General features: G+C 44.7%; 18 protein-coding genes. 8 read left to right on the top strand and 10 right to left on the bottom strand.

Annotated elements, in window-relative coordinates:
- The first annotated feature begins 37 nt into the window (after positions 1-37).
- The 5 genes from EXT46_RS13120 to EXT46_RS13100 all read left to right on the top strand — a co-directional run bounded on the left by EXT46_RS13120 (position 38) and on the right by EXT46_RS13100 (position 5,718).
- The gene (locus tag EXT46_RS13120) at positions 38-1,684 is read left to right on the top strand and encodes an electron transfer flavoprotein-ubiquinone oxidoreductase (RefSeq protein WP_130147796.1); all 1,647 of its coding nucleotides are present in this window, start codon (positions 38-40) and stop codon (positions 1,682-1,684) included.
- Between the two features lie 105 nt (positions 1,685-1,789).
- Positions 1,790-2,257 (top strand): acyl-CoA thioesterase, encoded by a 468-nt coding sequence (locus tag EXT46_RS13115; protein WP_022946572.1) that lies wholly within the window; start codon positions 1,790-1,792, stop codon positions 2,255-2,257.
- A 249-nt stretch (positions 2,258-2,506) separates the two neighbouring features.
- A complete protein-coding gene (locus tag EXT46_RS13110) occupies positions 2,507-3,103 on the top strand; it encodes an outer membrane beta-barrel protein (RefSeq protein WP_053910470.1) in 597 nt (198 codons plus the stop codon).
- Between the two features lie 104 nt (positions 3,104-3,207).
- Positions 3,208-3,915, top strand: coding sequence for a tRNA (N6-threonylcarbamoyladenosine(37)-N6)-methyltransferase TrmO (gene tsaA / locus EXT46_RS13105; RefSeq protein ID WP_130147794.1), 708 nt, complete (start codon positions 3,208-3,210; stop codon positions 3,913-3,915).
- A 75-nt stretch (positions 3,916-3,990) separates the two neighbouring features.
- A complete protein-coding gene (locus EXT46_RS13100; protein ID WP_130147792.1) occupies positions 3,991-5,718 on the top strand; it encodes a proline--tRNA ligase in 1,728 nt (575 codons plus the stop codon).
- A 34-nt stretch (positions 5,719-5,752) separates the two neighbouring features.
- On the opposite strand, the gene EXT46_RS13095 is transcribed toward EXT46_RS13100, so the two are convergent.
- The gene (locus tag EXT46_RS13095) at positions 5,753-5,959 is read right to left on the bottom strand and encodes a DUF333 domain-containing protein (RefSeq protein ID WP_130147790.1); all 207 of its coding nucleotides are present in this window, start codon (positions 5,957-5,959) and stop codon (positions 5,753-5,755) included.
- A gap of 356 nt (positions 5,960-6,315) precedes the next feature.
- Here EXT46_RS13095 and EXT46_RS13090 point away from each other — a divergent pair, with 356 nt between their 5' ends.
- The 3 genes from EXT46_RS13090 to EXT46_RS13080 all read left to right on the top strand — a co-directional run bounded on the left by EXT46_RS13090 (position 6,316) and on the right by EXT46_RS13080 (position 10,337).
- A complete protein-coding gene (locus tag EXT46_RS13090; RefSeq protein ID WP_130147788.1) occupies positions 6,316-7,116 on the top strand; it encodes a UDP-2,3-diacylglucosamine diphosphatase in 801 nt (266 codons plus the stop codon).
- Positions 7,117-7,293: 177 nt separating this feature from the next.
- Positions 7,294-8,871, top strand: a complete 1,578-nt coding sequence (locus tag EXT46_RS13085; RefSeq protein WP_022946566.1) for a peptide MFS transporter — start codon at positions 7,294-7,296, stop codon at positions 8,869-8,871.
- Positions 8,872-9,080: 209 nt separating this feature from the next.
- Entirely contained in the window at positions 9,081-10,337 is a 1,257-nt protein-coding gene (locus EXT46_RS13080) for an aromatic amino acid transport family protein (RefSeq protein ID WP_130147786.1), read from the top strand.
- Positions 10,338-10,416: 79 nt separating this feature from the next.
- Here the strand turns inward: EXT46_RS13080 and EXT46_RS13075 are convergent, their stop codons facing one another.
- The 9 genes from EXT46_RS13075 to EXT46_RS13035 form a co-directional block, all read right to left on the bottom strand.
- Complete coding sequence (locus EXT46_RS13075) at positions 10,417-10,602, bottom strand: hypothetical protein (protein WP_130147784.1); 186 nt, start codon at positions 10,600-10,602, stop codon at positions 10,417-10,419.
- Positions 10,603-10,673: 71 nt separating this feature from the next.
- Positions 10,674-11,213 (bottom strand): tetratricopeptide repeat protein, encoded by a 540-nt coding sequence (locus EXT46_RS13070; protein ID WP_130147782.1) that lies wholly within the window; start codon positions 11,211-11,213, stop codon positions 10,674-10,676.
- Positions 11,214-11,225: 12 nt separating this feature from the next.
- Complete coding sequence (locus EXT46_RS13065) at positions 11,226-12,365, bottom strand: hypothetical protein (RefSeq protein WP_130147780.1); 1,140 nt, start codon at positions 12,363-12,365, stop codon at positions 11,226-11,228.
- 78 nt (positions 12,366-12,443) lie between these two features.
- On the bottom strand, positions 12,444-12,872 hold the full coding sequence (locus tag EXT46_RS13060) for a hypothetical protein (RefSeq protein ID WP_130147778.1): 429 nt from the start codon (positions 12,870-12,872) through the stop codon (positions 12,444-12,446).
- A gap of 450 nt (positions 12,873-13,322) precedes the next feature.
- Entirely contained in the window at positions 13,323-14,993 is a 1,671-nt protein-coding gene (locus EXT46_RS13055; protein ID WP_130147776.1) for a hypothetical protein, read from the bottom strand.
- A 99-nt stretch (positions 14,994-15,092) separates the two neighbouring features.
- A complete protein-coding gene (locus EXT46_RS13050) occupies positions 15,093-15,326 on the bottom strand; it encodes a hypothetical protein (protein ID WP_130147774.1) in 234 nt (77 codons plus the stop codon).
- Positions 15,326-15,766, bottom strand: a complete 441-nt coding sequence (locus EXT46_RS13045) for a hypothetical protein (protein ID WP_130147772.1) — start codon at positions 15,764-15,766, stop codon at positions 15,326-15,328. The genes EXT46_RS13050 and EXT46_RS13045 overlap by 1 nt, the downstream gene beginning before the upstream one ends.
- 135 nt (positions 15,767-15,901) lie before the next feature.
- Complete coding sequence (locus tag EXT46_RS13040; RefSeq protein ID WP_130147770.1) at positions 15,902-17,890, bottom strand: hypothetical protein; 1,989 nt, start codon at positions 17,888-17,890, stop codon at positions 15,902-15,904.
- Positions 17,883-18,638, bottom strand: a complete 756-nt coding sequence (locus tag EXT46_RS13035; RefSeq protein WP_130147768.1) for a hypothetical protein — start codon at positions 18,636-18,638, stop codon at positions 17,883-17,885. Before EXT46_RS13035 ends, EXT46_RS13040 begins: the two co-directional genes overlap by 8 nt.
- Positions 18,639-18,714 lie beyond the last annotated feature (76 nt).

Below are 18,714 nucleotides of genomic sequence, written 5' to 3'. Positions count from 1 at the left end.
TAACACCTTATACCGTCATATAAAGCAGGGGATCATTATGGTAGAACGCGAAACCATGGAATTTGACGTGGTCATCGTCGGTGCAGGGCCTAGCGGCCTTGCTAGCGCCATTAAGCTCGCGCAATTAGCACAAGAACAACAACAAGAATTGATGATTTGCGTGGTTGAAAAAGGCTCTGAGGTAGGTGCTCATGTGCTCTCTGGTGCCGTTTTCGAAACTCGCGCACTCGATGAGCTACTCCCTAATTGGCAGGAGCTAGGCGCGCCATTGCATACCCAAGTCACCGAAGACGAAATTTTATGGTTCAGTGATGAGCAAAAAGCTAAATCCCTGCCCCACTTTATGGTGCCAAAAACCTTTCATAATAATGGCAACTATATCGTCTCTATGGGCAACGTTTGTCGTTTTTTAGCCGAGCAAGCAGAACAATTAGGCGTCGAAATTTTCCCTGGTTTTTCCGCGCACGAGCTAGTTATTGAAGACGACAGCGTCAAAGGCATCATTACCGGTGATATGGGCCGTGACAAAGAGGGCAATGAAAAGCCTGGGTTTATGCCGGGGATGGAGCTCAGAGCAAAATACACCATTTTCGCAGAAGGCTGCCGTGGCCACTTGGGTAAACAACTGATCAACCAATTTGCCCTAGATAAAGACCGCTCTGTGCAACACTACGGTCTGGGTTTTAAAGAAATCTGGCAAGTTGATGCACAGCAACATCAACAAGGAAAAGTAGTTCATGGCACGGGGTGGCCGCTTAGTGGAGATACCAATGGCGGTGCATTTATGTACCACTGCGAAGATAATCAAGTGGTGGTGGGCCTCATTGTCGACCTTAACTACACCAACCCGCACTTAAGTCCTTTTGATGAGTTTCAGCGTATGAAACATCATCCTGTATTCGCTGATGTGCTCAATGGCGGTAAACGCTTAGCCTACGGCGCGCGTGCAATAGCCAAAGGCGGGTTACATTCGCTACCGAAAATGCACTTCCCAGGCGGCCTACTCGTGGGCTGTGACGCAGGTACGCTGAATTTTGCCAAAATCAAAGGCAATCACACTGCAATGAAATCCGGTATGTTGGCAGCCGAAAGTATTTTCGCGGCAATAAAAGCCGGTGATCAGCACACTGATTTGGCTGACTACGCGCAGCGTTTTGAGTCCTCTTGGGTGTATGATGAGCTTTACCGCTCACGAAATTTTGGGCCGGCGATGCACAAATTGGGTAAGTTCTTCGGGGGCGCATATAACACGCTGGACCAAAACCTATTCGCAGGAAAGCTGCCTTTTACCTTTAAGGACAACACCCCTGATTACGCGACCCTGCTGAGCAGCTCACAAGCACCGAAAATTGACTACCCAAAGCCAGATGGTGAGCTTAGTTTTGACAAACTCTCATCGGTCTTTTTGTCTAATACCAATCACGAAGAGTCTCAGCCGTGTCACTTACAATTAAAGGATGCTGCGATACCTATTACGGTTAATTTGCCACGCTTTGATGAACCCGCACAGCGCTACTGCCCAGCTGGGGTTTACGAAGTGGATGACAGTAAAGGTGAGGCAAAGTTTGTGATCAATGCGCAAAACTGTGTGCACTGTAAAACCTGTGACATCAAAGATCCCAGCCAGAACATCACCTGGGTCACCCCTGAGGGAGCGGGTGGTCCCAACTACCCTAATATGTAGTTGTTATTAAGTACTTTATCCTAAGTTGCAACTGGGGCGTAAGCCCCTTTTTTATTTATATACACTACACTTGCTGTAACAGGTTGAGCATATTTGGGGAGCTCTATGAGTCAAGATACGGTTACTTTTCGATTTTTAGCCGAGCCTACTGATGTCAATTTCGGCGGTAAGGTCCACGGCGGAGTCGTCATGAAATGGATAGATCAAGCTGGCTATGCCTGTGCGGCAGGTTGGAGCGGTCATTACTGTGTCACGGTATCTGTGGCGGGAGTAAAATTTCGCCGGCCAGTGTTAGTGGGTCAATTAGTTGAAGTTAACGCCTCTATTGCGCATACCGGTAAAACCAGTATGCAAATATTTATACAAGTACGCTGTGGTGACCCCAAGACGCAACATATGGTCGAGACTAACCATTGCGTGATCAGTTTTGTCGCTATGGACCAAGCTGGCTACCCAGTAGAGGTGCCATGCTTTAAGGCAAAAACAGAAGAGCAGAAGCGCCTAGAGGCGTATGCGATTAAAATGAAAGAGATAGCCATCGAAACCGAAACACTTTTACAGAAGACCTGTTAATCGACTATTAATCAATTAGTTAGGTTTAATTCAGGGTGTAATTTTGACATTTACCGGAAAATTTTACACCTTTTTCAGGTCCACACAAAACAGCGGCGCGTTACACTCCTTAAGGCTTTGTAAATAACCCTGCGCTTTTGTGTAACTAACTGAATTATATATTAATAAAACACCTTATTTTAGTTGTTTTAAGACTCTTGGCATGGCCTCTGCTTTGTTAGGCATGAACTAACAAAATGGAGAATCAAGATGAAACACACTAACAAAACTGCTCGCTTTTCCCTTTGCGCTTTAGCGATGGCTTTGACGACAACCACAGCGATGGCTGCCCCTTCAAGTTATGAACCAAGCAGTGAAGTGAACCCTCGTTTCTACACCGGTATCGGTTACGGCCAATACTCATTTGAGTTCGACAATGATGACCTAGATACTGAATTTGATGACGATGCCGGTATGCTTGAAGCTTACGTAGGCACACAGCTCAATGATTATTGGAGTTTCGAGCTCGGCTATCACAACTTTGATGAAGTGTCTGATATCGACCAACAAGCAGAATTAGATGGTGTTTCGCTATCAACCAAACTCGCTCTGCCTGTTAGTGAGCGTTTCAAAGTTTACGCAACCGCCGGTTGGCTAGAATGGGATGCAGACCTACGTGCGCAACTTGATGACTTAACTATTGCTACTACGGAAGCTGATGGCGGCGATGTGTTTTATGGCGCTGGCGTACAGTTCGCGATGACAGAGCAAGTACGCTTCAACCTTGAATACGAGCGTTATGAACTAGACGAACAAATTGACCCTGAAATGGACGTTGCGTCTGTTTCGGTTGAATACCTATTCTAAGTAGCACTGCGCTTTCCCTACTTGTACAAGGGGCCCTGTGCCCCTTGTTTTTACCCGATGCCATGATTACACTGCGCTCACCTTAATTCGCTGTGTAAAACATTGTGTCTTCCCAGTATCAAATCACCGCCATTGGCCATATTCGCTCTCCGTATAAACAAAAGTTTGCTATTCCCCGGCAACCCCGGCTAGTTAGCGCGGCGCGCGCTGATCTTATCTTTACCGATGAATTTAATAGAGAAGAGTTTGTGCGTGGTATCGAGGAGTTTAGCCACCTATGGCTGTTGTTTCGTTTTCATGAAACGGCTGATAAAGGCTATTCACCGTTAGTTCGCCCTCCTCGCTTAGGAGGTAACGCTCGCAAAGGCGTGTTCGCTACCCGAGCAACATTCCGTCCCAACGCCATTGGCATGAGCGCTGTCGAACTACTGGGTGTGAATTACCAACACGGGCAGCTTAGTCTTCGTTTAGGGGGAATCGACTTACTCGATGGCACCCCAATTATTGATATCAAGCCCTATCTGCCTTATTCCGATGCCATGATGGATGCCAGTGCTGGCTTTGCCGATACCCGGCCACACACCCAGATGAGTGTCAGCTTTTCTGAACAAGCACAAAGTGTTATCGACAACAGCGACCCCGCTCTAGTGCTTGAGCATTTTATCACGCAAGTGCTTCAGCAAGACCCACGGCCAGCGTACAAAAAGAGTCAAGCTGGGGTGCAGCACTACGGCATGACCTTGTATGATTTTAATATTCGCTGGCAAGTAGACGGTGAGCACAATCATGTTCTCGAAATTTGCCCGCTTTAGCGCTTTGCCCTGCGCCCGAGCGCTGCTAAACTAGCGCTCTTACCTATTAATCATTAAATAAAAAACGGAATATTCATGCGTACCAGTCAGTATTTACTTGCGACCCTGAAAGAGACGCCCTCAGATGCCGAGGTGGTGAGCCACCAGCTCATGCTTCGTGCGGGCATGATCCGCAAACTCGCCTCCGGCCTATACACTTGGCTGCCTTCCGGCGTTAAAGTGCTGAAAAAAGTTGAAAACATTGTTCGTGAAGAAATGAATAAGGCTGGCGCCATTGAGATGCTCATGCCCATCATTCAACCTGCAGAGTTGTGGCAGGAGTCGGGCCGTTGGGAACAGTATGGTCCTGAGCTTTTGCGTATTGAAGACCGTCATAAACGCCCTTTTGCGCTAGGACCTACCCACGAAGAAGTGATCACTGATTGCGTGCGTAAAGAAATTAGTAGCTACAAACAGCTGCCAATCACCTTATACCAAATACAAACCAAAGTGCGCGATGAAATTCGTCCTCGTTTTGGCATCATGCGCTCGCGCGAGTTCGTTATGAAAGACGCTTACTCGTTCCACCTAAGTGACGAGTGTTTAGCGCAAACGTATGAAAAGCTACACCAAGCATATTGCAATATTTTTGACCGTTTAGGCTTAGATTACCGCCCAGTTCTTGCAGACACTGGTTCCATTGGTGGTAATTTGTCTCATGAATTCCACGTATTGGCCGAATCCGGTGAAGATGCTATCGCCTTCAGTGATGGCAGTGATTATGCCGCAAATATCGAAAAGGCAGAGGCAAAAGCCCCGAGCGAAGCCCGTCCTGAGCCGAGCAAAGAATTGCAAAAGTTCGATACCCCGAAAGCAAAAACCATTGCTGACCTTAAAGAGCATTATGGCGTTAAGCCGCACCGTGGCGTAAAAACTTTATTTGTTTACGGCGAAGCAGACGAGCAAGAGCAACGCCCATTGGTTGCTTTAGTACTGCGTGGCGATCATGAGCTCAACGAACTCAAAGCAGAGAAGCTTGAAGGCGTGCAGGCTCCACTGGAAATGGCGAGCGAAGCGGACATTGTTAAAACAGTAGGCGCTCATCCCGGCTCTTTAGGCCCTGTTGGCTTAAATACGGCGATTATTGTTGATCGCTCAGCGGCGGTGATGGCAGATTTTGTCGCCGGTGCCAACGAAGATGATGTGCACTTCAGTGGCATCAACTGGGACCGCGACGTCAATGACTACCAAGTTGCGGATATTCGTAACGTGGTTGATGGCGATCCGAGCCCTTGTGGTCACGGTACTTTGAGTATTAAACGAGGGATTGAAGTTGGTCATATCTTCCAGCTTGGCACCAAGTATTCCGAAGCTATGAAAGCCGGAGTCTTGGCAGAAAGTGGTAAAAACCAGACCATGACCATGGGCTGTTATGGTATCGGTGTGTCCCGTATCGTTGCCGCTGCCATCGAGCAAAACAATGATAAATACGGCATTATTTGGCCGAAAAATATCGCTCCATACGAACTGGCTATCGTGCCCATGAATATGCACAAGTCACATCGTATCCCTGATATTGCTGAGCGCTTTTACAGCGAATTGCAACAAGCTGGCGTTGATGTACTCTTTGACGACCGCAAAGAGCGCCCTGGGGTCATGTTTAACGATATGGAACTACTGGGTGTGCCGCTGACCTTAGTGATTGGTGAGCGTAATCTCGATAACGATCAGGTAGAGCTTAAAAACCGCCGTACAGGTGAAAAGCAGTTGCTGGATATTGATGGTGCGGTAGCCGCCATTGTTGCCGAGCTTGCTAAAGCATAAACGAAAAAAGCCAGTCGAGAGACTGGCTTTTTTGTTACTGGTATTTGCGGAAAAACTCCCACGCGTCAACTTTTGAGCCGTTATCCAATACACAAAAGCTGCTCTCGCCTTGGGGCTGGTGCTCAACAAGGTATTGACCGCCCTGATCAACACAGAATTTTGCAGCGGGATTACTCATATCCACAGGCAATTGTTGCGTTAATGGCTCGTCTTGGCAACCGCTAAGCGCAGCTGTTAACACGATTCACAGCCCAGCTAAACGATACTTCATGTTGCTCTCCTATTACGCTTTACGCGTTTATCCTCGTTACACAAGTGTTTGTGATCGACGAGGCACTGCTAAAGCATTGACAAAATGACCGGCTCTTGCAAAGCGTAAAGCCTGTTAAAGCGAATAAATCATTGCTTTGCTGTCATATTGGCTCATTGTCTCCCAGCACTTGCTCACCAAGGCTGGCTGAAGGTCGCAATAATAATCAGGCTCATACCGTTAGACAAGCAGATCCGATAGTTGTCACGAATTGTTCTTTTTTTAGTCTTTTTTTTGTCATCGCTACGCTCTAGCCTCACTATTATTACGCTGCGAGTCACACCATTATGAAACAACGTAAAACCACCCATTACCCGGCCGTATTTATCTCTGATATTCATTTAGGTTGCAAAGATTGTAAAGCCGACTATTTACTCGATTTCTTAGCCCATATTCAGTGCGATACACTTTATTTAGTGGGCGATATTATTGATTTATGGTCAATGAAAAGGCGGTTTTTTTGGCATTCCAGTCACTACCATGTATTGCAAGCGCTGCAGGAGAAAGTAAAAGCAGGCACACGGGTCATTTACGTACCAGGTAATCACGATGAGACCTTTCGTAAATATGATAAAGAGTTGCTCATGGGCGTGGAAGTACACCGTCAGTTTGTGCATACCACAGGTAATGGGAAGCGCTTTGTTATCTTGCACGGTGATGACTTTGATTCTGCAACGCGTTACAGCAAACTGATTAGTATTATCGGCGACGCCGCCTATGACTTTTTGCTGTTTTTAAATCGTTGGCATAATCGCGTACGCCGCCTTTTTGGTGGCCGCTATTGGTCTTTAGCAGCGTGGTTAAAATCTCGTGTACACAAGGCTCAACAAGCGATTACTGCATTCGAGGATGCGGCCATTTACGAGGCCAAGCGCCGGGGCTATGATGGCATTGTCTGTGGTCATATTCACCAACCCAAACTACGTGTCAGTGATGGTATTATTTACTGTAACGACGGCGACTGGATAGAGAACTGTAGCGCCTTGGTAGAGAATCATCAGGGCCGTATTGAGCTTTTACATTGGTCAGACACCCAGCATGTGATGGCTTCAAACCCGTTAAGCGAAGTGAATAGCAAGGCAGCATAAATTCATTACGTGACCGTAGGCATTATTCAACGACACGCCCGAGGTTGATTAATTTATTCACAGCTATTGCTATAAATCTAACCATCTAGCCTCTGTAAGGCGCGATTTGGTTGCATATTGAGCTTATTTCACGTACTAATAACTGCTCACTATAACGACAATAATGGAAGTGAATCTATGTCTGATGAGCAGATACCCACGCCACCGACTTCGGCGGCTGGGGATTCAAAATTGGATACCGCCTTTTTCGGTCATCCCAAAGGGTTACAAACCCTATTTTTCACAGAAATGTGGGAACGCATGAGTTACTACGGCATGCGTGCCATGCTAGTGCTGTTTATGACCGCATCGCTGCAAGAGGAAGGTTTGGCCTTCACGGTAGCGTCTGCTGCGGCAATTTACGGCCTCTATACCGGTGCAGTCTACTTCCTTGGCTTACCCGGTGGTTGGATCTCAGATCGCCTGTTAGGCGGTCAGCGAACTGTCTGGTATGGCGGTATCGTTATTATGATCGGCCATATTATCCTCGCAATTCCCCACCCTAGTTCGTTCTTTATCGGCTTAATATTTGTTGCTACCGGTACCGGTTTATTAAAACCAAACATCAGTGCCATGGTAGGTCAGCTGTATAAAACCGAAGATGAGCGTCGCGACAGTGGCTACGCGATTTATTACATGGGCATCAACCTCGGCTCTATGATTGGCTACGGTGTATGTGGCTACTTTATGGAAAATGTCGGTTGGCACTGGGCCTTTGGTGCGGCAGCCGTGGGCATGGCCATCGGTTTAGTGCAGTACCGCCTGACTCAAGGTAGTATTCGCGGCATCAATGATAAGCCAGCAAACCCATTGTCGACCAAGGGCGCATCGCTTGCTTGGACTGTTATTGGCGCGTCAATTGCGATGGTCGCACTGACTGTTTACGCTGCACACAATGGCTGGCTGGTCATTGACCCGGTCGCTTTAGCGGGCTCGGTAGCCATCGTCTTTACCATCACCTTTTTCATTTACTTTGGCTACATCTACTTTTTAGGTGAGCTAACAGACGATGAAAAGCAACGCATGTGGGCACTGTTCTTAGTCTGTGTGGCCTCAGCGTGTTTTTGGTCAGGGTTCGAACAGGCTGGTTCGTCCTTGAACTTGTTCGCTCGCGACTACACCGACCGTATGCTGGGCTCTTTTGAGATCCCAACAGCATGGTTCCAGTCAGCGAACTCATTTTTCATCATCATACTGTCACCATTTTTTGCAGCACTGTGGATTAACCTTGCCAAACGCATGATCACGCCATCGTACAGCGTTAAATGTGCCGTGGGTCTTATCATTATGGCAACCGGCTTTTTGGTCATGTTCTTTGCCGCGCAATATGCTGCTGATGGTCTGAAAGTCGCACCTTACTGGCTTATTACCACTTACTTCCTACATACGGTAGGTGAGCTATGCCTAAGCCCAGTCGCACTCAGTGCGGTAAGCCGCTTGTCACCAGCACGTTATGTGGGCCAAATGATGGGCGTATTTGTTCTTACCTACTCCATTGGTAATATTATTTCTGGCTTACTAGCTGGTAGCTTTGACCCAGAGAACGTTCAAGAAATCCCTGGTCTGTACATGCAAATTGCCTTGTTCAGTATTGGTGTAGGTATTATCTTGGTATTGTTTAACTTCAAAGCGAAGTATTGGGAGCGTGCGGGCCAAAATGCCCCAGAAGTTCCTGAACCAAACCCAAGCGAACAACCTGCAGAGCAAAAGATTTAATACCAAATCACAACTGCCAACGGCCCTTAATAGGGCCGTTTTTATTTCAACACCACACTCTTTGGCTGAAAAACGAACATCATTTAGCTAGTTATTCTAATTAATACGACCAAAGTTGGATTGCTATAACAATTTTTGGCATAAGTATGAATTACCTTGCCAAATTCTGTATGATTGCCACGTTTTTATGCAGTTCAAAGGTAGTATCTATGAGTTCCTCTCAACATGTGCTCGGCGGTGAAGGCACCACCACAGCACCGGCGTGGTCTCGCCACGATACCCATTGGGTATTAAGTTTATTTGGCACCGCAGTAGGTGCAGGTATTTTATTCTTACCCATTAATGTCGGCCTCGGCGGCTTTTGGCCTCTCATCATTATGGCCTGTGCCGCATTCCCAATGACCTACCTCGCGCACCGAGGCTTAGCACGCTTTGTGTTATCGTCTAAACACGACGACAGTGACTTCACTGATGTGGTGCAAGAACACTTCGGTGCTGGCGCGGGCAGATTAATCTCACTGCTGTATTTTTTATCTATCTTCCCTATTTTACTTATTTACGGAGTCGGCCTGACCAACACCGTGAATGACTTTATCGTGCATCAACTGGGCTTTGCACAACCGCCTCGAGCGCTACTCTCCGGCGTACTGGTGGCGGCCATGGTGGCCGTGATGCTCGGAGGCGAAAAGCTAATGCTGCGCGCCTTTGCCATCCTGGTTTACCCTTTAGTTGCGGTACTGTTTGGTTTATCTCTGTATTTAATGCCACACTGGCAGATCCCCAGTACAGATATCGCCCAAGCACCGCAGTTTATTGAGAACTTATGGCTGGCCGTGCCTGTTATCGTATTTTCTTTTAGTCATGCTGCGGCGATCTCCAGCTTTGCCAATGCACAGCGTCGTCATTATGGCCAAAGTGCACGTGTAAAGTCTGACAAAACCCTCAAGTACACTGCAATTATGCTGATAAGTTTTGTACTTCTTTTTGTATTTTCATGTGTTTTTGCGCTCAGTGCTGAACAACTTGAAGCCGCAAAGGAAGCCAATATTTCCGTGCTCTCTTATCTTGCTAATACCTATGACAACCCCCTTTTGGCCTATGTTGGCCCCTTGGTGGCCTTTATTGCCATCACCTCGTCGTTTTTTGGTCACTTCTTGGGAGCACGCGAGAGCTTTAATGGCTTAGCGGTTAAGCATTCGAAGTTAAGTTATCAGGGGGCGGATAAGCTAGGTGTTGCCTTGATGTTTGTGGCGATTTGGATTTGCGCCATCTATAACCCCAGTATTTTGGATATGATGGGGGCGATTTCAGGTCCAATCATCGCGATGATCTTATTTATTATGCCGATGATTGCAGTGTACAAAGTCCCTTCCCTTGCACGTTACAAAGGCAAGCTCAGTACCTACTTTGTGTTACTTGTAGGTGTACTGGCGGTCTCTGCGCTTCTGTATAACTTGATAGGTTAGTTATTTGCAGCGGCAACCATGACGGCTGCCGCTGATTTCCCGTAAACCCTTTTATACCTTTATCTAGAAAGCGGAACGCTTAAAGATTTAGGGATTTACGCGTAACGAGAAAGAGACTCGATAAACACAGTATACTGCCCACGGCCATCATTCCAATATTGATAAATCCAGGGGGTTCAACAAATAAAAATAGCTTCATCGCAGCAAATGACAGTAATGAGATCCCCACAGTCCCCACTAACAGCCCTAATCCTTGTCCTTTCATTTATTTCTTTCCTTCTTTTATCTTTATGCACATTGAAACTGAGCGAACAGTGCTAGATTAGCTGTCCCCGCTTAGTTTGATTGTTTTCTTGAACGTTTGAGGTTGTCTTTAAACTCTTTCCATCCAGAACAAAGCTCTCCACCGGCCTTGGCACACTCATTGAGCACTTCCTCGGCTTTTTGCTCATCCACGGCAACACCTTTGCCATCTCGATAGGCTTCATATACGTAGTACATAGCGGTTAAATTGCCATTGTCAGCGCCCTGCTGATAATAATCGAACGCCTTTTTAGGATTCTTTTCCCCAAAATTTCCCTCTTCATATAATTTTGCATAAAAATAGAACGCGGTTGTGTTTCCGTTTTCGATAGCTTTATTGAGCCAATAGTGCGACTTATCATAATCTGGCTTCAACCCTAGAGCAAAAAGCCAACCAGAGCGAGCCATAGCTTGTGCATCCCCCTGTTTAGCTTTCTCCAGTTGGATATCAAGATTACTATCGTCTTTGCCAAACAACGTGGCTTTCAGTGAGTTATCAGTTTTCACTTGTTGAGCATAAGATGCGGTGCTACTGATAATCCCCAGCAAGACTATTAACGTTAGTTTTTTCATAACAATCCTTATTTATAGAAAACGAATCATCGATGAGATGATAATGCCAACAACGCCCAATAAAACGGCAATACGTATATGAAACAGCATCGGCAGTGCCTGTTTTGTTGAGCGCTCAAGCGATACCGGATAATTCTTATGCGTAAGCGCTAATAACAGCGCTTGACCATTGATGGCCATATTGCTCACAGCAATAGTCGGGCCTTCGTCGGTTATAAAGGTTAATGACACCACGTGTGGGCGTTTAATTTTGCGTCGAGACCAGCCAATGGAATCGCTATCTACTACGTAATAATTCCATCTTGCCTCTATCGAGCGGACGTGCTCCTTTGCTACCTTACGCGCTTTTTTATCTGCAAACAGCAGTGCCGGGAGTTGTAAATACTGCTCGTCAACCACAATATCGCTTTGAGGTGATTGGGCGATAAAGTAATACTGATTACATAAATGGGCTCGAACCAGCCAATAACTCAGGTAGGTCAGCGCTAAAAGAACACACCCAGCAATCCAGTTTTGGGATGAGCTCACAACGCCTATAGTTATTAGCAAACCAAAAGCGACCGCAATATATACAGTCTTACGTTGGCTGTTTGGCAGTGGCATCGCAAAGCGCGACACGCTATGGCTTGAGAGTATCTCGCCAGGAGAGGTATGGCGATAGAAAATATCAGCTACAGTGTCTTTGCTGGCTGCACCGGCTTTGTGCCCCTTTTTACTCGCTGTCCCCTTACTACGTAGGGTATAATCAATGCCTGAGTCCGCGAGTAAACGCTTGATCAGTTCACCTTGGCCTCTAAAGTCGAAGCGCTCCACTTGGGTGCTATGCTCAGATGAAAAGGTAAGCATTAACTCGTTTTTAGCGCGTCCAAACGTTAGCACAAGCTCATTGAGCGATGACAGCGCAATACGCTTTACGCTAAAGGTTATCATCCCGATGCCAAACAACTTTAGTTGGCTGCGAATTAGCAGAGCGTCGTTATCGAGTATAAAGCGCCGCTGATAAGCCGCAAGCAACAAGGTAAGCAGCGTGTTTATTAAAACTGACTCAATATCACCGCTCACGATAGCTAGGACGACTAACAGTGAAAAGAAGCCAGCTAAAATGGTCGCTATCCACTCCCGCAACGATTTTATCTGTAATCCTTGGCTCATTTTTATTCCTTGTGTGCACTAAATAACCAGCGACGCTGGCCGCTGGCTTAAGCATTTATACGATTGTTAAATCGTTTTTTATATATCTAACACCCATTTAGATGTGTTTGGTAGTCGTTCGAATATACAGCTATCCCTGAAATGTTTCTTGTCCCCATTACTCCACTTCAATATAACCTCTGAATAATTCGCTGGCGCTTTTTTAGACAAAGCGACTTTCTCTCCTACATAATTTCCTGCTGAGGCGAGCGCTTCGCGATAATTTTCTGCGACCTTACCCATTTTATTGGCCATTTTAGGCTTGAGGGTGCCTTTATATTTTTCTTCAACAAAACTCCACATCAATTCTTTATTGTCATCTCGCATAGCACCGCGCCAAAGATGACATTTTTCAATGAAAATTTTTGCCTGATTGTCTTTGGCATAAAACTCTACATTCGGTTCATCTGCCATTGCAACTGCACTCAAAAATAGCAAAGAAGTACACAACACTCGTTCTTTTAACATCACCTGATCCATCATTTTGGTTAGTTTAAAATTCAATTCAGTAGAGTATTTTCATTACAAGGGCAAGAAAGCACAGCCCCATATTCAACTATCTCGAGCGTGCGCAGGAGTTAACTCTATTTCTCAGATTTATCACCTTAAGTGAGCGCTTTACGTTGTTATCGGAAAAAAAGGCTTTATAGTTTTCTTCTACGCCTCCCTTGAAATAGTTTATATAACTCTCGTAGTGTGATGACGAGCGCAGACAACTTAGCAGCTTTTTTCTTTTGCCAATCGAAGCCGAGATAAACAGCGGTTGGAGTACATAGTGCTCAGCAGTGCTCACAAGGCTCATGGTCAATGAGTTTTCGTTACCGACTAAAACGGAGGACAAAACGGCCATTCCGTTATGCCAAATAGAGATGCTTGAAGTACGCCTATCTACCTCTAATTGCTGACCAGCAACACTATTTAATTCTGCATACTTTTTTCATGCGGAAGCACCTTAACCTCGCCATGCAACGATTCATAGGCACTTGGAGCTGCTATTTCAATTTTTACATCGCGATTATTCACGATATTAATGTGGAGTGAATTGCTCTTACCATATACATTTTGAAGGTAAAAGCGGCCGCTTATCGCTTCCTTTGGAACATCAAACGTAGCTAACTTGCTAGATATCCAGTCAACTTCATAATGATTTTCTCCCATCACAAGCTCTGCGAAATCATCTATATTTTCCCCTCTAACTTGAACCTGTTCACTTGGTTCTGCCCGATGAGTAGAAATTGACTTTATGAGCGGTGTTTTTGGGTGCAACAGCTTGATTGTGATGTCGTTGCTACGAATATTATCATTAACAATGAACAGTGTGAGCTCCTCACCTCCAAGGGAAACATCGTCATAATGGGGCAAGATAATGCTCGCCTGTTGCTGACTTTGCGGTTCAAGCGGAATATTGACGACTGGAAGTCGCTCATCTCCCTTGGTAATAACAGCTAACCCACCTTGTTGCGGTATATTTTCGCCCTTGAGTTTTAAGTGTTTTGAGACCCTTGCTTTGTTGATGAACTTAATTTTTTTAGTTAACTCATAAATAGTGACGCCAAGTTTTATTTTTGGTTCACTCGTCAGCCGATTATAGAAGAGCGTCTCCTTTGGTCTACTGTCATTAATGTCGAGGACCGCATCACCATCATCGTCAATATCTATATAATCGGGTAGAGCGTCGTTATCAGTGTCTATAAGGATACCAGCATTATTTCGTTGCTCTTCAGAGTCTGAAATATCATTGTTATCGCTATCTAAATCAGCAAATGCTGGCAACTGATCCCTGTCATCATCAACAGTCCCCTCTAATGTGTCTAAGATACCATCGCCATCTGAATCATCATCAGACCAATTCGGCTTCGAATCCGCATCTACATCATGAACAAATTCACCGTTTTCACTCAATATCCAGTATTCATTACCATCAGCAATTCCATCACCATCGGAGTCTTGAATCTTGTAATTCAGGCCTAGTGCTTGTTCCTTATTATCAGGTACACCGTCTTTATCGGTGTCCACAAATCCGTAGGCTTGATACTTAAAGTCATCTGCATGGTTAGCATGATAATCAAGCACTGAGAGGTTATATTCACCGCTTTGTTTTGGCGTAAAGGCAATAGCAGTGCCAATAGGCGTAACCTTATCTATAGCAATATCTATATGTTGTACAACTCGGCCATTATTTTTAAATATACCCAATTGAGGGTGGAATCGCGGTGATTGCTCAATAACCACAAAACTAACAGACTTACCAGCTTCAACATCAGCATCTGTTATAATAAACTTAAAGTCGTCGATATCGGCAGAAAGAGAAAGCACCCCTTCAACTGAGAAGGGAAGCTTACCCACAGTGTTCGCTTGGGCCACATTATTATTGAATTCTTTCTCTACGGTGTGAGGGTACTTGGTGTATTGGGGTAGAAAAGGAAAGTCATCTTCAGCGTCCAATACGCCATCGCCATCTTCATCTTTATTGGCCCATGAACCTTTCAAATCTGGGTGAATGTTTGATGACTCAGTAGAAGCCATTGACATATTCGACGTTAATACCAGTACCGCACATACGTTCAGTAAAATAGTTACCTTATTCATCCTTGTTCAAGCCTTATAAATATTCCATGAGGTTGAGAGTTTGTTGGGTTATGTTTGGTGCCATGACCCCACGCGCTAACAAGAAAAAGCATTCGCCTTTCAAAAGTCGCATGTGGGTTCAGTAGTGCTTTGATTACGCTGCTGTGAGAAAAGGTCTAAGGCCAGTGATGCAAGACCTAAAGATACGGCAAAATTGACAATAAAAAATATCGCCCACTGTAACTTAGTTTTCTGTGGCCAAAATCCAGTGTTTCTAAGCTGGTAATTACCTGCTTTCGCAAAAGCAGGTAATTCCATATTATTGTTAATAAGCTTTGAAAGTGAGTCTTTCATTAGTTTACTAAGTACCATTTACCATCATCTTTAACATAAGACAAACTCTCTGTTACTGTCAGTTTTTCTCTTTCAAATACAAAAAAGATAACATGCTTAGTTTCCATAGCCGGGAAAAAACGCTTCTTCATCGGCGAATCAAACCGTCGAGCGCCTGATTTACTATATTCTAAAGCAATGTTATCCCAATCATCATACTCAACTATTTCCTCACGTTTACTATGGTATAATCTCTCAACCATGCCTTTTGAGTGTTCCTCCATCGCTTTGCCAAGCACAGGATGATACTGCTTTAAGAATTCACTACTGTCACCGGTAAAATAGCTATCAATAACTGCTTTACTTTTGACCACCAACTCTGGCGGAATATCATTAGCCCTAGCCGGCATTGAAAGCAAAGAAAGAATAACCAAACAAGGTATAACTATAAGTTTATCCATAATATATCAACTCACCTTTTTTATTAGTCAACAATTAAATTTTGAAATTTAAAGGCTTGCTATTCCCCCTCGAAATGAGAGGTAAAAATAATTCCCTTATAAATTTTAACTTATATTAAAAACAAATCATGTTATTCATCTTTTATCGAAAGAAGCAATTTGCTTTTGTGCCCTTTTGATAGCTAGTGTACGTAGTCGCTCATATTCATCATTAATGATATTAACCGTATTTGAGTGGGCATTTATGTATTCTGACAATAAAAGTACTTCATCCATGCTAGATAAAAGGTTGTAATAGTCCAGCGAGTCTTTCTCTGAAAGCACTTGATCTGGCCTGACGTCATGCCAGATACTCGATATAGCCAAATGTAAGGGTGAAAACGGATTCTCCAACCCCTCTAGGTACATATAAAAAGGCATATTAACATTAGACTTACTTGCAACATAAAACCCAGAATAAAAGTGCCCTTGTGTTGATAGTGTCGCTACACCATTTTTAAACTCATGGTCTTGACCAGTAAAAGAGCTCAAAACTATTTCACTTTCAATATTTTCAAATATCGGCGCTAGGTTGACTACCTTAGACTCTATTACCTGCAAACTCACACTATTTGAATAGCCATAACTAGTTTTTACACGCAACTCACCTGATTCTATTTCTGAATTTAGGTCTATTGTTAATTCTTTCAGCGATTGCGATTTGGGAGTGTACTCCTCATCACCGATTACTATTAGAGAGTCTGAGTAGAAGTAGTCACCTTCGATAACAAGTGTAGTTCCAACATGTTTAGAGATACGTTTCTTCCCATCTAGGATATCTTGATCAGACAGAACTATTGGAATACCTTTAGGGGATGCTGCTACTTCTATTGTATTGGTTTTGCGTGAACCGTCAGTGAAAAACACTGCTCTAGCGCCGTAAGGAATATCAAACTTGACTCGGCCATTAACAGATTTTGCAGGTATGTTGATAAATCCTTCATCGAACTGAATGGAGAGCCAACCATCACTAATAGAACCGTTAATGCGTAATATGGCTGATTCGTTTTCGATAGCCAAATCTGGTATTAAAACAGTATTCTGATAGTTGTAGTTAATATTACTAATCTCAATATAATCATCACTCAGGAACTCTGGTACTGATACCTTCTGAGTGATGTCACTATCATGATTGTCGTTGACTAAATCCCCGTCATCATCTATGTCTCTGTAATCTGGCTGGCCATCAAAATCAGCATCTTTAAGAGGAGTTTCATTGCTATGCGCCGAGTCATCGCGGCCATCGGCATCAGAGTCCAGGTCAGCAAACGCTGGGCGCCCATCCTTGTCGGTATCTGTAGCACCTTCTAAACTATCAGGTAGACTGTCGCCGTCTGCGTCTTCGTCTTGCCAATTGGGGATGCCATCTCGGTCTACATCATGATCATAATTACGGTCATATTTATAAATGTAAAATTCTGCGGCATCTTTTATTCCATCGCCATCCTTATCATGGCTATATCTTCCTGTCATTCTGAGCGCATTCTCAATAGAGTCTGGGACGCCATTAACAGAGCTATCCTCAAAGACTGCTACATCATAAGAGAATGATTGCTTCCCCCTAAAATGCAAATCAGACACGGAAAGATGGTAATCTCCTGGTTCTTGAATTTGATACGATGCTATAAACCTCATCTGGCCGAAAGGCTCGGCAATGCCTTTGTAAGCTTGAAGTGATGAATTATCCTTGCCCAGAATAAATGCACGAGGGCTGAAGACTGAGTTTTGGCTGTGAATCACAACACTCAACTGAGTTGGAGCTAATACTGTGAAACGATAAGTATCTTTGTCCTCTCGCTGACTAATCACTCCTTCAACTTTAAAAGGTAAATTCACGTCTTCGTTATTTGCACTAAGGTGTGAATTGTTGGGCTCAATATCACTCAACACAACCCACTCGCCAACACTGTCGTCAAATGGCGCACTATCAAGCTCATCTGCTATACCATCGCCATCTTCATCCTTATTGGCCCATGAACCTTTCACTTCTGGGGGAGTGCTTGATGACTTAGTAGAAGCCATTGACATATTCGACGTTAATACCAGTAACGCACATAGGTTCAGCAAAATAGTTACTTTATTCATCCTTGTTCAAGCCTTGTAAATATTTCATGAGGTTGAGAGTTTGTTCAGTGATGTCTTTTTTGAGATACCCTGCGGGCAAAGAAAAGGCAGACGGCTCTAGCGCCCCCCATTTTTGCTTTTGTAGTGTCAATACATAGCCGCTATCAAGATCCTCAATGCGACTTGGAATCGCATTGTGATCATAGGTAAATAATCGCAGTAACTCATCGACGTTGTCGGCCATTAACCCCAGTCCTGACTGGGGAATTCTCATCTGCTGCTCTAAACGAGTTTTGAGCCAATCAAGCTCGGAGGCACTAAGTCGCGATTGCTCAGTCTGCACACGATATACCACAACCTCATCACGTACTCCTTGGTATTGCTGTGTGTTTATTTGAGAGAAAGTGGCCGCACTGGGGTCGTTGCTAGGGTCGAGCATCATCTTCCATAATTGTTGCTCACTCTTGCCCATTCTCTCGGCCATCGCTTTAAGTTGGCGACTGGCATTTTCATAAAAAGGCTGAAAGTCGCGAAACAAGATCTGCTTGTGGCTATGAATAAGCACATACTGACCCTCACCTTGCCGGGTGATTTGCGATAACTGCATATCGGGCAAGCGGTAGTGGTTGGCAATGGCCGAATTGGATATATGTAACACCGCTTCACCGCGCTCACTGGTGTGGCGATTGTCCACTTGATAAACGAGGGTAAGTGACTGGGCTGAAGCAGAGCTGGCTACCATCGCCAGCCATACCAATAATAAGCGCATAGATATCGTCCACTGATAAAGCAATCCTTTGAATAATGGACGATATTAGCAAACTAGGCTGCCAAGTAAAGCGCCG

The sequence above is a fragment of the Pseudoalteromonas sp. CO325X genome (genome assembly GCF_004208955.1).
Lineage (GTDB): Bacteria > Pseudomonadota > Gammaproteobacteria > Enterobacterales > Alteromonadaceae > Pseudoalteromonas > Pseudoalteromonas ruthenica.
Note: the sequence above shows the minus strand (reverse complement) of the source record. Positions and strands in the feature narration are given on the sequence as shown.